This is a genomic window from Snodgrassella alvi wkB2 (genome assembly GCF_000600005.1).
In the GTDB taxonomy this organism is placed as follows: domain Bacteria; phylum Pseudomonadota; class Gammaproteobacteria; order Burkholderiales; family Neisseriaceae; genus Snodgrassella; species Snodgrassella alvi.
The window spans coordinates 2,183,414-2,197,931 of the sequence record NZ_CP007446.1 but is presented as its reverse complement, the minus strand read 5'-3'; the positions used below and the strand labels follow the sequence as shown (position 1 = coordinate 2,197,931).

At 43.1% G+C, this 14,518-nt stretch carries 12 protein-coding genes and 1 tRNA gene; 9 read left to right on the top strand and 4 right to left on the bottom strand.

The features are described 5' to 3' along the window. The first annotated feature begins 55 nt into the window (after positions 1-55). The 3 genes from SALWKB2_RS10050 (at position 56) to SALWKB2_RS10040 (ending at position 3,256) form a co-directional block, all read left to right on the top strand. Positions 56-130: transfer RNA gene (locus tag SALWKB2_RS10050), tRNA-Trp, on the top strand. A 273-nt stretch (positions 131-403) separates the two neighbouring features. Beyond that, the gene (locus SALWKB2_RS12580) at positions 404-1,978 is read left to right on the top strand and encodes a slipin family protein (RefSeq protein WP_025331547.1); all 1,575 of its coding nucleotides are present in this window, start codon (positions 404-406) and stop codon (positions 1,976-1,978) included. 45 nt (positions 1,979-2,023) lie between these two features. Further along, positions 2,024-3,256 (top strand): RtcB family protein, encoded by a 1,233-nt coding sequence (locus SALWKB2_RS10040; protein WP_025331546.1) that lies wholly within the window; start codon positions 2,024-2,026, stop codon positions 3,254-3,256. 85 nt (positions 3,257-3,341) lie between these two features. On the opposite strand, the gene gyrB is transcribed toward SALWKB2_RS10040, so the two are convergent. The 3 genes from gyrB to dnaA all read right to left on the bottom strand — a co-directional run bounded on the left by gyrB (position 3,342) and on the right by dnaA (position 8,783). Continuing rightward, positions 3,342-5,732 (bottom strand): DNA topoisomerase (ATP-hydrolyzing) subunit B, encoded by a 2,391-nt coding sequence (gene gyrB / locus SALWKB2_RS10035; RefSeq protein WP_025331545.1) that lies wholly within the window; start codon positions 5,730-5,732, stop codon positions 3,342-3,344. Between the two features lie 309 nt (positions 5,733-6,041). Then, positions 6,042-7,145, bottom strand: a complete 1,104-nt coding sequence (dnaN, locus tag SALWKB2_RS10030; RefSeq protein ID WP_025331544.1) for a DNA polymerase III subunit beta — start codon at positions 7,143-7,145, stop codon at positions 6,042-6,044. Between the two features lie 15 nt (positions 7,146-7,160). After that, positions 7,161-8,783: a chromosomal replication initiator protein DnaA gene (dnaA, locus tag SALWKB2_RS10025; RefSeq protein ID WP_025331543.1), complete on the bottom strand. Its 1,623-nt coding sequence runs from the start codon at positions 8,781-8,783 to the stop codon at positions 7,161-7,163. A 222-nt stretch (positions 8,784-9,005) separates the two neighbouring features. Between dnaA and rpmH the strand changes: the two genes are divergently transcribed. From rpmH to yidC, 4 genes are read left to right on the top strand one after another with little or no spacing between them, the layout of a single operon-like run. Beyond that, on the top strand, positions 9,006-9,140 hold the full coding sequence (gene rpmH / locus SALWKB2_RS10020) for a 50S ribosomal protein L34 (RefSeq protein WP_004283944.1): 135 nt from the start codon (positions 9,006-9,008) through the stop codon (positions 9,138-9,140). 8 nt (positions 9,141-9,148) lie between these two features. Further along, entirely contained in the window at positions 9,149-9,508 is a 360-nt protein-coding gene (rnpA, locus tag SALWKB2_RS10015; protein WP_025331542.1) for a ribonuclease P protein component, read from the top strand. Beyond that, a complete protein-coding gene (yidD, locus tag SALWKB2_RS10010) occupies positions 9,505-9,714 on the top strand; it encodes a membrane protein insertion efficiency factor YidD (RefSeq protein ID WP_025331541.1) in 210 nt (69 codons plus the stop codon). Before rnpA ends, yidD begins: the two co-directional genes overlap by 4 nt. Before the next feature lie 19 nt (positions 9,715-9,733). After that, positions 9,734-11,389, top strand: a complete 1,656-nt coding sequence (gene yidC, locus SALWKB2_RS10005) for a membrane protein insertase YidC (RefSeq protein WP_025331540.1) — start codon at positions 9,734-9,736, stop codon at positions 11,387-11,389. A 130-nt stretch (positions 11,390-11,519) separates the two neighbouring features. Here yidC and SALWKB2_RS10000 read toward each other — a convergent pair whose 3' ends face one another. Next, a complete protein-coding gene (locus SALWKB2_RS10000) occupies positions 11,520-12,215 on the bottom strand; it encodes an OmpA family protein (RefSeq protein ID WP_025331539.1) in 696 nt (231 codons plus the stop codon). Between the two features lie 317 nt (positions 12,216-12,532). On the opposite strand from SALWKB2_RS10000, the gene cysS reads away from it, so the two are divergent. Continuing rightward, complete coding sequence (gene cysS / locus SALWKB2_RS09995; RefSeq protein WP_025331538.1) at positions 12,533-13,942, top strand: cysteine--tRNA ligase; 1,410 nt, start codon at positions 12,533-12,535, stop codon at positions 13,940-13,942. 259 nt (positions 13,943-14,201) lie between these two features. Continuing rightward, complete coding sequence (gene rpmE / locus SALWKB2_RS12005; protein WP_037394224.1) at positions 14,202-14,417, top strand: 50S ribosomal protein L31; 216 nt, start codon at positions 14,202-14,204, stop codon at positions 14,415-14,417. Positions 14,418-14,518: the final 101 nt, after the last annotated feature.

Here is a 14,518-nt window from a genome sequence, read left to right as displayed (position 1 = left end):
CGCATTATCAACATGTATTCCCTGGTATGAAAGACATTTCCTTCCCCCGGAAAATTTTTGAATAGCTCAGAGGTAGAGCAATTGGTACCAAACCAATCTGTCACGGGTTCGACTCCTGTTTCAAAAGCCATATTGTAGTAATTTGTTGTTTGAGCAATACCAGCCAGTAAAGGGAAATAAGCAAAGCAGTAAAGCTAAGGCACGAAAAAACCGGTTAACCGCACAGAATAAACGGATTAATGATTCTGTCCGGGTAAAAAAACCGGATAGCAGGCAAAAAATTGATGAGCCATAAGCAGTTAGTTGAATGTTTAAAGATATCAGTTTTCCCCTGTTATTTCGTTACTTAATCCGTTTGATTGTGTCTCTTCTCTTTGCTGGCTGCCAAAAAAGGAGATTTAATATGTTGAATATAATTAATGTGAAAAAAGGTGAGCTGGCCGTTGTCACTAAACGCGGTGAAATTAATACTATCATTACCGCAGGCCAGCATATTTTCTGGGATCCTTTTGTCAACATTACTCATTATCTGGTGGATTTAGCTGATACTAAGATTGAATCGGCTATTGCCGAAAAACTGCTCAATTTTTATCCGCAGCTGGTAGAAAAATATTGTCATTATGTCAATGTGGCTGATGATGAGATTGTGCTGCGTTATGAAGAAGAAATGCTGGTAGAGATTATTCAACCCTCTACTAAAGCATTGTACTGGAAGAGTTATAAGGAACAGGCAATTAAAAAAGTAACTTTGGAGCAAGGGTACCGGTTGTCTGATGAAGTTGCTATGGAAATTATTCAGGCAAAAAATACCGGCAGATTAATTGAAGGTATCGATCACATCAAACTGCATTATTTTACCGATGAGCAAATTGGTACGCTGTTTGTTGATAATCAGTTTGTACAGATTATTCCGCCTAAATCCGTAATTGGTTTATGTGAATTCAAACATAAGCTGGTACTGGGTAAATTCAAACTACAGGATAACCGTATTGATGATTTGCTGGCGGCAACAATTGAACAAAATGCCCCGCAGCAGATGGCAAAATTCTGTATTCAGATGCAGGTAGGTGCTAATCAGGCCGGTTTACGCTTTGAAGATGATTTACTAGTGGAAATTCTGCCTCCGGGAACCAAACGATTGTACTGGCAGAATAACTGCAAGCAACATATGCAGCTTATTGAGCTGACTGACGATTTTCAGCTTTCTGAGCAAATGGTACAGCAGCTGTTACAGCCAAAATTACGTAAAAAAGAAGTGACTGGCGATAGTAGTGTATTGATTGCACAGGTACCGGCATATCATGTTGGCGTATTAAAAGTTAATGGTAAAGTAGAACGGCTGCTTAATGCAGGTATTACTGCTTACTGGCGTTTTAATCGTGAAATCAGTGTTGAAATTGTCGATACACGTTTGCAGACAGTGGAAATATCCGGTCAGGAAATTTTAACCCGGGATAAAGTCAATCTGCGTATTAATCTGGTAGCCAGCTGGTGTTACACCGATGTGTTAAAGGCGTTTGCCAGAATTGCGCAGCCAATGGAGTTATTGTACCGGCAATTACAATTTGCATTACGGGAAGCGATTGGTACTCGCAGTCTGGATGAATTGTTGGAAAACAAAAATTTAATCGACGAGGTGGTGAATGCTCATATGCAGATGCATATGACGGGTTATGGAATCGAAACGGTCAGTGTTGGCGTAAAAGATATTATTTTACCGGGAGACATGAAAACCATTCTGGCACAAGTAGTAGAAGCAGAAAAATCTGCACAGGCGAATGTTATCCGCCGGCGGGAAGAAACTTCTGCTACCCGTTCCTTACTGAATACAGCCCGGGTAATGGAAAATAATCCGGTTGCTTTACGCTTAAAAGAAATGGAAACACTGGAAAGAATTGCTGAACGAATCGATAAGATTTCAGTTGTAGGCGGTTTGGATCAGTTATTGCATGGTTTGATTAATATTCAGGCGCAATAGCATACATCCGCTAATTAATTTGCTAAAAAATAATGGAAGTTAAAAATGCAAAAGCAAGAATTTGAAGTATTAAAAGAAAATAAAACACGTCCGGTAAAAATGTGGACAAAAGGTGTGCCGGTAGAAGATGTGGCTAAAAAACAATTGCTCGAAACTGCACAATTACCTTTTATTTTTAAGCATATTGCGGTTATGCCAGATGTGCATCTGGGAAAAGGCTCTACTATCGGGAGTGTGATTCCGACTGCTGGTGCGATTATTCCGGCTGCTGTCGGCGTGGATATTGGTTGTGGAATGATGGCGGTACAGCTGTCACTTACCGCTCAGGATCTGCCGGAAGATTTAATGTCATTACGTCTGGCTATAGAAAAGGCGGTACCGCATGGTTCCACTCTCAATAATGAAAAGTACGATAAAGGAAGCTGGCAAAATCCGCCACCGATTGTACAGGAGTACTGGCAGCAGCTTTTGCCCGGATTTGAAAAACTGACCAGTAAATATCCGTGTTTTTTAAAAGCGAATAGTTATAGTCATTTGGGAACCTTAGGCGGCGGTAATCATTTTATTGAAGTTTGTCTGGATGAGTGTGATCGCGTATGGATAATGCTGCATAGTGGTTCACGCGGTATTGGTCGTGCAATAGGTAAATATTTCAGTGAGCTGGCTAAAAAGGAAATGAAAAAATATTTCATTGATACCTATTTGCCTAATAATGATCTGGCGTTTTTAGTAGAAGGAACCGAATACTGTAATGATTATCTGAAAGCGGTGCACTGGGCACAGGAATTTGCCCGTTTAAATCGTGAAGTGATGATGCACAATACTATCGCTGCTATACGCAAAGTAATCAATGTGCCGTTTACTACGCATTTACAAACTGTAAACTGTCACCATAATTATGTACAGAAAGAGCACCATTTCGGTAAAAATGTTTTTGTTACGCGTAAAGGAGCTGTTTCTGCACGAGATGGTGAACTGGGAATTATTCCGGGTTCTATGGGAACAAAAAGTTATATTGTGCAGGGGCGGGGGAATGCAGAAAGTTTTCATTCCTGTTCCCACGGTGCAGGCAGAGTTATGAGTCGTGGTGAAGCTAAACGGAAATTTACTGTTGCTGACCAGATGCAGGCTACGGCTCATGTAGAGTGCCGTAAAGATGCTGAAGTTATTGATGAAATTCCTATGGCGTATAAGGATATTGACGCAGTAATGCAGGCGCAACAGGAATTGGTGGAAATCAAGCACCAGTTACGTCAGGTTATCTGTGTTAAGGGCTGATATTATCCGGATAATCAACTGCAGAATATTTTTGTATAGAAAAAAGGATGGCAGACAATGCCATCCTTTTTCAGGTATTTAAAAACTAAATATCAACCTGAGCATTTAGAGCGTTGTTTTCGATAAATGCACGACGAGGTTCAACTTCGTCACCCATCAGGGTAACAAATACATCATCTGCCGCCATCGCATCTTCGATTCTGACTTTCAGTAAACGGCGTACTGAAGGATCCATTGTAGTTTCCCATAATTGTTCGGGATTCATTTCACCCAGACCTTTATAACGCTGAATGTTAATTTTTTCCTGTGCTAAATCCATCAGTAATTCCAGTGCCTGGGCAAAGCCGGTTACAGTGGTGGTCATATTACCTTTAATGACTTCAATTGGTACGTCAGCAATACCGCTTAAAGTGGTCGCTGTCTGCCGGATAATTTGATAGGCGCGGCTTTCAACAAATTTTTGATCCAGATAGCTGACCATATGATTCCCATGCAACTGACGAGTAATTTTAATCATTTGTACTTCATCATCTGCACCAATGCGTTCCAGTTTGAGGTTGTCGTCATTAACCAGTGCGGTTAATGTTTGCACAGCTTTTTCTGTACTGCTTACAGTGCTTAAATCCAGATTCTCATTCCAGAGAAGCAGGGAATTAAGTACATTGTTGTCAATGATACGGCTTTCACGCGCAATCATACTTTGTGCCAGAATCAATTGTTTGGCGATTTCGGCCAGAGCATTACCTTCCAGAGTATTTTCGCCAATAATTAATTGAGCATTATTCAATGCCAGACTGAGCATGAACTGATCTTTTTCAAACTCGTCTTTCAGGTAGTTGTCTTTTTTGCCATATTCCACTTTATACAATGGTGGCTGAGCAATATATACATAACCGCGTTCAACCAGTTCAGGCATTTGCCGGTAGAAGAAGGTAAGCAGCAGGGTACGGATATGCGCGCCGTCTACATCCGCATCGGTCATGATAATTATGCGGTGATAACGCAATTTTTCCGGGTTAAATTCTTCTTTGCCTATACCGGCACCCAGTGCAGTGATTAAAGTTCCAACTTCCTGACTGGCAAGCATTTTTTCAAAACGGGCTTTTTCTACATTCAGGATTTTACCTTTTAAGGGCAAAATGGCCTGAAATTTACGATCACGGCCTTGCTTGGCAGAACCGCCTGCCGAGTCACCTTCGACCAGATACAATTCTGATAAAGCAGGATCCTTTTCCTGACAGTCTGCCAGTTTGCCCGGCAGCCCCAGACCATCCATTACCCCTTTTCTGCGGGTAATTTCGCGTGCTTTGCGCGCTGCTTCACGTGCACGCGCGGCATCAACAATTTTGCTTGTGATGATTTTTGCCTCTGCAGGATTTTCTTCCAGAAATTCAGACAAGGCTTTACCGAGTACTTCATTCACTACGGGACCTATTTCACTGGAAACCAGTTTGTCTTTGGTTTGTGAAGAAAATTTCGGGTCAGGCAGTTTAACAGACAATACGCAGGTTAAACCTTCACGCATATCATCGCCATTAGTATCTACTTTGGCTTTTTTGGCAACTTCATTGGCTTCAATGTAGTTGTTGATGGTTCGGGTCATAACCTGACGCAGGGCGGTTAAATGGGAGCCGCCATCGCGTTGCGGAATATTATTGGTGAAACACTGTACGTTTTCCTGATAGCTGTCGTTCCACTGCATGGCACATTCCACGCTCATGCCATCTTTCTCACCGTTGGCATAGAAAACTTTATTGTGCAGAGCCGTTTTATTCCGGTTCATGTATTGTACAAAGCCGGCTACACCACCGCTGAATGCGAAGTTTTCGTGTTTGCCATCACGTTTATCAAAGAGTTCAATACTGACGCCGTTGTTCAGGAAAGATAACTCGCGGATGCGTTTGGCCAGAATATCAAAATGATAATCGATATTACCAAAGGTTTCGGTACTGGCCAGAAACTGAACACGTGTACCCTGTTTGTCGGTATCACCGACAACAGCCAATGGAGCAACTGCATCCCCGTGACGAAATTCTACAAAATGTTCTTTGTGATTACGGTAGATGGTCAGACGGAGCCAGTCAGAAAGTGCATTAACTACAGAGACCCCTACACCATGCAGACCACCGGAAATTTTATAACTGTTGTTATCAAACTTACCTCCGGCATGCAGAATGGTCATGATTACTTCAGCTGCTGAGCGATGTTCTTCCGGATGCATATCGGTAGGAATGCCACGGCCATTGTCTTCAATAGTAATGGAGTTATCGGCATTAACTGCTACGGTAATATGATCACAGTATCCGGCCAGTGCTTCATCAATGGCATTATCCAGAACTTCGAATACCATATGATGTAAACCCGTGCCATCCTGAGTATCACCAATGTACATACCGGGACGTTTGCGAACAGCATCCAAACCTTTTAATACTTTGATACTGTCGGCACTGTAATCTTCAGGGTGTTGATCTATCATAAGAATTCTTTACTAAACTTGGCAGCGGTTATGCTGTTAAAGGTCATTTATAACTGTTATTAATTATAAAAAACGTTAGTGGTATAACTGTATAACAGGCCTGTTTGAGGGCAATAAACCAAAAACTTATTATAGCATAAAATCGGTTTTTTTTCAGCCCTGTGCTATATTTAAGATTATGTTTTATCTGATGTTTATTGGAAGATAAGAATGCTGATTGTAAATAATAAACTGCCGTAAACCAGACTGAGCTATTAAAAACAGAAAGCTGGCGTACGGCAGTAACCGGATTTAAGAGTGCATGGATATTTAAATCCGCATGGGCATAACTATATACTTAAAGTTGGGATTATTCGGGATGGTAAACAGTGTTGAACGGTTTGCATCACCAAAAGCAAGTTGTAAATCTTCTGCATGTAAATTACGCAATACATCCATCAGATAGTTGATATTAAAACCGACTTCCAGTGTATCTCCCTGATAAGCAATTTCCAGCTCTTCACGAGCTTCTTCCTGTTCGTTATTGTTACAGGTCACGCTTAGTAATCCGGGCTGGATTTGCAGGCGGGCACCGCGAAATTTTTCATTGGCAAGAATGGCTGCCCGTTCCAGTGCACCAAGCAGCTCGGTACGGTTGGCCAGAAAGATTTTATCGTTATCCAGTGGAATAACTCGGTTGTAATCCGGAAATTTACCATCCACGACTTTAGAAACAATAATGGTGTCATTACAACGGAAACGTACCTGATTGTTCAGCAGTTCAATCGTGATTGGCTGTTCGGGGAAGGTAAGCAGCTTAAAGAGTTCCAGCACGGTTTTACGCGGCAGAATAACTTCTGCTTTGGGTAAATCGGCTTCAATATTGCAGGCTGCATAGGCCAGACGATGTCCGTCTGTAGCGACCAGACGCAGCTGATTGCCTTCTGTCTGCATCAGCAGACCATTCAGATAATAGCGGATATCCTGAATGGCCATGCTGTATTGTACCTGAGACAGCATTTCACGAAATGTTTCCTGTGGCAGGCTGAAGCTGGCATCAATATTTTCGCCCACACTCATTAATGGAAAATCTTCGGCCGGCAGGGTTTGCAGATTAAAACGGCTTTTGCCTGCTTTCAGCACCAGACGGTTGTTATTCCAGTCCAGAGAAACGATTGCGCCGGCCGGTAAAGCCCGCAGGATATCCTGCAGTTTTTTGGCATTGGTGGTAATGCGAAAATCTTCTGCTTCGCTTTTGGGGCCGATGGTATCAATCTGAATTTCCAGATCGGTTGCCAGAATCTTGATTTGCCCCTGATGGTTTTCCAGTAATACATTAGATAATATCGGTAATGTATGACGACGCTCTACAATACCGGTTACTGCCTGCAGCGGTTTGAGTAAACTGTCACGTTCTGCTTGTAATATCAGCATATTTTGTTCCTTGGTTTAATCTCGCAAAATCATCATTAAGGTTTCATACGCTTTGGTTGTTTCAGCATCATCCTTGCGGAGTTTGGAGATACTTTTTACCGCATGCATAACTGTGGTATGGTCGCGGCCACCAAATCCGCTGCCAATAGCGGGTAAACTAAGCGGAGTAAGTTCTTTTGCCAGGGTCATGGCCATCTGGCGCGGGCGTGCCAGATTCCGGGTACGTTTTTTCCCTACCATATCACTAATGGTAATCCCATAAAATTTTGCTACTGTATTCTGAATGTGTTCCAGGGTCATAGGTTTGTGGTTAACAGCCAGAATATCCTGTAATGCTTCAGTAGCCAGCCCTACATCAATCGGGCGGCTGGCAAAACGGCTTTGTGCTACTACCCGCTTGAATGCACCTTCCAGCTCACGCACGTTGCTGCGGATATGTTTGGCAATAAAAAATGCGGCTTCGTCCTCAAGCTTCACCTGAGCCATCTCAGCTTTTTTCTGCAAAATGGCTACGCGCATTTCCAGCTCCGGCGGTTCCAGTTCCAGACTCAGCCCCCATGAGAAGCGGGATTTCAGGCGATCGTCCATGCCGTCTATATGAGTAGGCAGCGTATCACAGGTAAGGATAACTTGTTTTTTTTCGTCAATTAAATGGTTATAGACGTAAAAAAACTCTTCCATGGTACGGTCTTTACCGGCAATAAACTGTACGTCATCCATAATCAGTAAGTCTACCTGCTGATATTGCTGGCGCATGGCATCAAAAGATTTGGCGTGGAATGCATTCATGATGCCGCGAATGAATTCATCAGCATGAATATAGCGTATTTTTACTTTGTTGTCGGTGGCAAACAGCTGGTTGCCAATAGCCTGTACCAGGTGGGTTTTACCCAGACCGGTACTGCCATAGATAAAAAACGGGTTGTACATGCTATTGCCGGGATTTTCTGCAATCGACAGCGCAGCAGCGTGAGCAAGACGGTTCCCTTTACCTTGTACTAGAGCAGCAAAAGTATGTTCAGGGTTAAGGTTGGTATCAGTATAGCGGGATTTTTTACCATTTTCATGTGCTGAATCAGAGGTGGCCACTGATTCGCCAGCCTCAGGTTTTTCTGTAGCGGTCTGTTTGCTGTTTTCTTTTGTTTCGGCAGTAGCACTTGCGCTTTTGGTCTGGGTGTTTCGCAGGCGTTTGGCAATAATGTCCTGAGCAGATTCGGTACGTTTTGCCGTTGTCTGTGGTTTGGTTGAAACTTCAGAATGAATTTTATTGGTATTAACTGAATCCGGTTTAATATCAGCCGGCTGTTCAGCGACATTTAAGTCTGGTTCTGCAGTCTTGACCGGTGAATTGTTTCCTGCCGGTATTGCCTCAGTGGCAGCCTGCAGCGATAGTCCCTGTCCGATTTTCAGAATTAATGGAGTGCTGCCGTCTGGCAGAACAGATTGTCTGGCATTTTCGATAGCTGGCCAGAAACGCTCGCGGATATGATTGAAGGTAAAAGTATTACGCGCAAAAATAACCCAATTGCCATTTTCTTCGCCCACAGTTAAAGGTGCAATCCACATCTGGTATTGCTGAGAAGGTAAGCTTTGTTTTAATTGCAATAGGCACTGAGGCCAAAATTCTGTCAGGGTCATTCGTGAAGCTTAAATTTATCTGTCAATCGGAGCTGGCTGAAGGCTGGAAACAATAAGTGCCTATTATGCTAATTATACGCAATAAACAAATTTCTGACCATGATTTGCACTTTACACCAGCACAGCTCCCGTAAAGCTTTGCTACAGATTATATTGATTGACAAAGTGCTGTTCTTGTTGTGTAATGCTACGTTTTATTTAAAGTTAATTCGGGAATAAATTATGAAACGCACTTATCAACCATCCGTTACCCGCCGCAAACGCACTCATGGCTTTCTGGTTCGCAGTAAAACCCGTGGCGGACGTGCTGTACTGGCTGCCCGCCGTGCCAAAGGCCGTAAACGTTTGGCTGTGTAAGAACAAGAATGGATTATCATTTTGGCAAAAAATATCGCCTATTAAAAACGGATGATTTTTCATCCGTTTTTGCATTACGTTGCCAAAAAAGCCGTGCCTGGATTCAGGTTTTTCAGGCACGCAATAGTTTAGGTTTCCCGCGTTTGGGGCTGATAGTAGCCAAAAAAGTTGCCAGACGTGCTAACCGGCGCAATTATATGAAGCGCTTAATACGCGAATGGTTTCGCCTGCATAAGCATGAATTGCCGCCGGTAGATATAATCATTCGTGTACGCCAGCCGTTTCGGCATGCTGAGTACGCTGGCGTAGTCAGGACTTTACAGCAGCTGCTTATTACAGCTGACAGGTGTAAAGCATCTTCGCAATGAAATATTTATTGCTGGGTCTGATCCGGTTCTATCAGTATGCCATCAGCCCGCTGTTACCACCGCGCTGCCGCTACAATCCAACCTGTTCGCAATATGCCGTACTGGCGCTGCAAAAATACGGGTTAATGAAAGGTAGCTGGCTGGCGATAAAGCGTATTTGCCGCTGTCATCCATGGGGTGGTTGCGGTCATGACCCTCTTCCTTAGCGAGTAGACGGAATACACTATGGATTTCAAACGATTATTGATATTTTTTGTGCTGACCATGGCGATTTTGCTGGGTTGGGAAAAATTATACCCGCAACCCGAAAAACAGCCAGCTGCACAACAAACATCATCCACCAGTAACAGCAATTCTTCTACTGGTGTTGTTGCCGAGAGTGCCCTGAGTAAAACAGAGCCGGTAACAGTGACTACTGATACTGTTAAGGCTGTTATTGATGAAAAAAGCGGCGATTTACGCCAGCTAACTCTCAATAAATACAAGGCCACCAGTGATGCCAGCAAGCCTTTTGTATTGCTGGATAATGGTGCAAATGGTCATCAGTATGTTGCCCAGTCGGTATTATTAAACCGTCAGGGTGATTATCAGTTTAAAGATCTGACATTTACAGCTGCGCAAAAACAGTACACGCTTAATGGTGACAAACTGGATGTGCGTCTGACTGCTGCCGAACAAAACGGTGTACAGGTTAGTAAAATTTATACATTTACTAAAGGCAGTTACTTGATCGGGCTGCGCTATGAAATTGCCAATCACAATGCTCAGCCATTACAAATGGATGTAGCTTACCGGGTACTGCGGGATGATAAGGAACCTGAAGGTACAGGCTATTTCGATCACACTTATACTGGTCCGGTACTGTATACCCCGAATGGTAAATTTGAAAAAGTAGCCTTTAAAGATCTTGACAGTGATTACACCTCTGGTCGTGATCAGGCAGATTATCAGCGTAAAACCAATACCGGCTGGATTGGCATGACCCAGCATTATTTTATGACTACCTGGATTCTGCAGCCGAAAGAAGGTAACAGTGTTTGTGGTACCAGCGACTGCCAGATAGATATCAGAAAACGCAGTGATGGTCTTTATTCTGCCGGTGTACGAGTACCGCTGAAGGATATTGGTGCTAACTCCACCGGCAGTTTCGGTATTTCCCTGTATGCCGGTCCGCAGATTTATTCTGTCATTACTAAAGTAGCTGATCATTTGCAGATGATTAAAGACTACGGCAAAGTATCGCTGTTTTCTTCTCCTTTATTCTGGTTGCTGAACTGGTGGCACAGTCTGGTACAGAACTGGGGCTGGGCGATTATCCTGCTTACTCTTACTGTCAAAGCAATTCTGTTTCCGCTGACACATGCCTCATATAAATCGATGGCTAAGATGCGTGCTGTGGCTCCGCGTTTGCAGGCATTGAAAGATCAGTACGGTGATGACCGTATGCGTATGCAGCAGGAAATGATGTCGCTGTATAAAAAGGAAAAAATTAATCCTGTTGGCGGTTGTTTGCCTATGCTGCTGCAAATTCCGGTATTTATTGGTTTGTACTGGGCATTGTTTGCTTCGGTAGAATTGCGCGGAGCTCCATGGATTGGCTGGATTACCGATTTAGGCCGTCAGGATCCTTACTTTATTCTGCCTGTGCTCATGGCACTGACTATGTATTTGCAAACATTTATGAATCCGCCGCCAACTGATCCGGTTCAGGCGAAAATGATGAAAATCATGCCAGTAGCTTTCTCTGTAATGTTTTTCTTCTTCCCGGCAGGGCTGGTTCTCTACTGGTTGACGAATAATATTCTGACTCTGGCTCAACAATGGTTTATCAATAAACGTATTGAGCGACAGGCCAAACTGCATCGTTCACTGGATATATAAAATACAGTCTGAAAAAAGCACTTCATGTTGAAGTGCTTTTTTTATTTGCAGCTTGATTGAATAAATATACCAAATTTTAATTGTCTGACCGCAGAAGCTGCTGTAGTAAACAATCAGGCATATTCAGTAATTACTGAACGTAGGTTGTAGTTTGCTGTGTGGTTGTAGTCTGAGCCTGCTGTACTGGATTTAACCGGATTTCCACACGGCGGTTTTGTGCACGTCCTTCAACAGTTGCATTGCTGGCAATAGGATTGGCAGATCCGTATCCGTTAGCACTGATACGGTTATAAGCAACGCCACGGGAAGTCAGGAAATTTGAAACTGATTGTGCACGGCGCTGTGATAACGGGATGTTAATACTGTCATTACCTGTGCTATCAGTGTATCCGGCAATAGTGATGGTAGTATCTACATATTTAGCCAGTACTTCAGCCACAGATGACAGAGAAGAGGTAGCCGCGCCACTTAATTCTGAACTATTGGTCGCAAATGTCACATTTTCAGGCATAGTCAGTTTAATCTGGTTACCCTCACGCTGAACTTCGACATTGGTATTAGCCAGTTTCTGGCGTAACAGTTTTTCCTGATAATCCATATAAGCGCCAATACCGGCTCCGATAGCACCGCAACCAAGTGCGGCATTACGTGCACCGCGGCTGTTATGAGTAATCGCGCCGACAATGCCGCATACGGCAGCGCCGCTTAAACCATATACTGCTGTTTTACTGGCATGAGACTGACCGGTAGACGGATCGGTAACACAACCGGTTAAAGCAAGGGTGGTAGCGGCTGCAAGTGCAGCCAGTGGTTTCATAATAGTCATACTTACTCCTTCTCTTGAATATAAGCTTGATTATGCTTTTCACAGTTTCTGTTTTATGCTTTCTATAGTAGAAAAGCAAGAGTCATGCTTTTTTGGCAATATGATGTACTGAAAAGAAAAATGGTTATATCTATATGATAAAAAGATAAGTTTTTGGTTGAAAACTGCTTTAGACCATAATAATTATTGGCTATAGTACCGTTCAGACTACTATAATTAACTTTTTAAGCTGGTTATATCTTGAAAACAACCAGTTTAACCTCATACAAACTAATTACCTTAGTACAGTGCTACCATTTTAGCCATTTGGAAACGACATGCTCAGCTTGTATAACACTTTAACCAGAAGCAAACAAGAATTTACACCGATTAATCCGCACCAGGTGCGTATGTATGTGTGTGGTATGACTGTTTATGATTATTGCCATCTTGGTCATGCCAGAGTAATGATTGTATTTGATCTGGTGGCGCGCTGGTTGCGGGAATTGGGTTATCAGCTTGATTATGTACGCAATATTACTGATATAGACGATAAAATCATTGCCCGTGCCAATGAACGCGGGATTAGTATTACTGAGCTTACCGATTATTATATTCAGGCCATGCACGAAGATGCAGCCGCTTTGGGTGTACTGCCGCCAGACCACGAACCGAGAGCCACGCAATATATCCCGCAAATGATTGCTATGATTGAAGATATCATTGCTAATAATAAGGCTTATATGGCGGATAATGGCGATGTTTTTTATGCGGTACGCGAGTATCCGCAATACGGTCAGTTAAGCGGGAAAAGTCTGGATGATTTACGTGCCGGAGAACGGGTTGATGTTGACGGACATAAACGGGATCCGTTGGATTTTGTGTTGTGGAAATCAGCCAAGCCGCATGAGCCCGCATGGGACAGCCCGTGGGGCAGAGGACGCCCGGGATGGCATATTGAATGTTCTGCCATGAGTAAAGCACTACTGGGTAAAAATTTTGATATTCATGGAGGTGGTGCTGATTTACAGTTTCCTCATCATGAAAATGAAATTGCTCAGAGTTGCGGTGCAGAAAAAAACGGGTGCTGTGAAGAGCATAATCATTTTGCCAGCCATGTTAAATATTGGTTACATAATGGATTTATTCGTGTGGATAATGAAAAAATGTCTAAATCACTTGGAAATTTCTTCACTATCCGCGAAGTGTTGCAAAAATACGATGCTGAAGTTGTGCGGTTTTTTATTTTGCGTGCACATTACCGCAGCCCTCTGAACTATTCGGATGCTCATCTGAATGATGCAAAAGGTGCATTAACCCGCTTATATACGGCACTTAAAAATACAGCTGCGGCAGAAGTGGCAGTACATGCTGACTTAAATGATTACACGCGCCGTTTTTATGCAGCCATGAATGATGACTTTGCTACCGTTGAAGCTGTAGCAGTATTGTTTGAGCTGGCTAATGAAATTAATAAAACACATGACGCCGAACTGGCAGGATGTCTGAAAGGGCTGGCAGGTTTACTGGGCTTGTTACAACGTGATCCGGCTGCTTTTCTTCAGGGAGAAGTGGGGGAAACGGTTCAGGGTCTGGATAGCGCAGCTATAGAAGCGCTGATAGCTGCACGGCAGCAGGCTCGTGCAGAACGTAACTGGGCTGAATCCGACCGGATTCGTGATGAGCTTACGGCAGCCGGTATTGTATTGGAAGATGGTGCCGGCGGGACTAGCTGGCGTCGTGCTTAAATTTGTATACAGCACAGCCTTAAGTCTCAGACCGGGTGTATTTTTGTAATGCATTATGGTCTTGACAGCAATGTTAGACTTAAATAGTGGGATGTGAGGAATCCGGTCGTTTCATATCGTTTTAGCTGTGAAGAAGAGTAGCTGCTATATACTGATTCACTTGAAAATCTTACTCATGCGAGTATAATTACCCGATTCTGGACATCCGTTTCAAGAGGTACAGGCACAACCCCTGTGCCCGCCAACCAAGGACGATATTATGAATAACAGCATTCAACCGAACTACCATGATATAACCGTGACTTGCTCTTGCGGTAACACTTTTGTAACTAAATCCGCAATGGAAAAAGATACTTTCAATATCGAAGTATGTTCTGCATGTCACCCTTTCTACACAGGTAAACAGAAAATCGTTGACTCTACCGGTCGTGTGGATAAGTTCAATCAGAAATACGGCAATATGTTCAAACGTTAATTCTTATTTGCAACATGTTGCACCGAAAAAGACTGCCACCAGGGCAGTCTTTTTTATCAGATAATCTGATGTTGTGTTCAATACAGTAGCAAAAATAGCCA

Coding starts and splice junctions, on each gene's coding strand:
- SALWKB2_RS10040 (WP_025331546.1), top strand. CDS start 2,024: ATGCAAAAGCAAGAATTTGAAGTATTAAAAGAAAATAAAACACGTCCG.
- cysS (WP_025331538.1), top strand. CDS start 12,533: ATGCTCAGCTTGTATAACACTTTAACCAGAAGCAAACAAGAATTTACA.
- rpmE (WP_037394224.1), top strand. CDS start 14,202: ATGAATAACAGCATTCAACCGAACTACCATGATATAACCGTGACTTGC.
- rpmH (WP_004283944.1), top strand. CDS start 9,006: ATGAAACGCACTTATCAACCATCCGTTACCCGCCGCAAACGCACTCAT.
- SALWKB2_RS12580 (WP_025331547.1), top strand. CDS start 404: ATGTTGAATATAATTAATGTGAAAAAAGGTGAGCTGGCCGTTGTCACT.
- rnpA (WP_025331542.1), top strand. CDS start 9,149: ATGGATTATCATTTTGGCAAAAAATATCGCCTATTAAAAACGGATGAT.
- dnaA (WP_025331543.1), bottom strand. CDS start 8,783: ATGACCCTGACAGAATTTTGGCCTCAGTGCCTATTGCAATTAAAACAA.
- SALWKB2_RS10000 (WP_025331539.1), bottom strand. CDS start 12,215: ATGACTATTATGAAACCACTGGCTGCACTTGCAGCCGCTACCACCCTT.
- gyrB (WP_025331545.1), bottom strand. CDS start 5,732: ATGATAGATCAACACCCTGAAGATTACAGTGCCGACAGTATCAAAGTA.
- yidC (WP_025331540.1), top strand. CDS start 9,734: ATGGATTTCAAACGATTATTGATATTTTTTGTGCTGACCATGGCGATT.
- dnaN (WP_025331544.1), bottom strand. CDS start 7,145: ATGCTGATATTACAAGCAGAACGTGACAGTTTACTCAAACCGCTGCAG.
- yidD (WP_025331541.1), top strand. CDS start 9,505: ATGAAATATTTATTGCTGGGTCTGATCCGGTTCTATCAGTATGCCATC.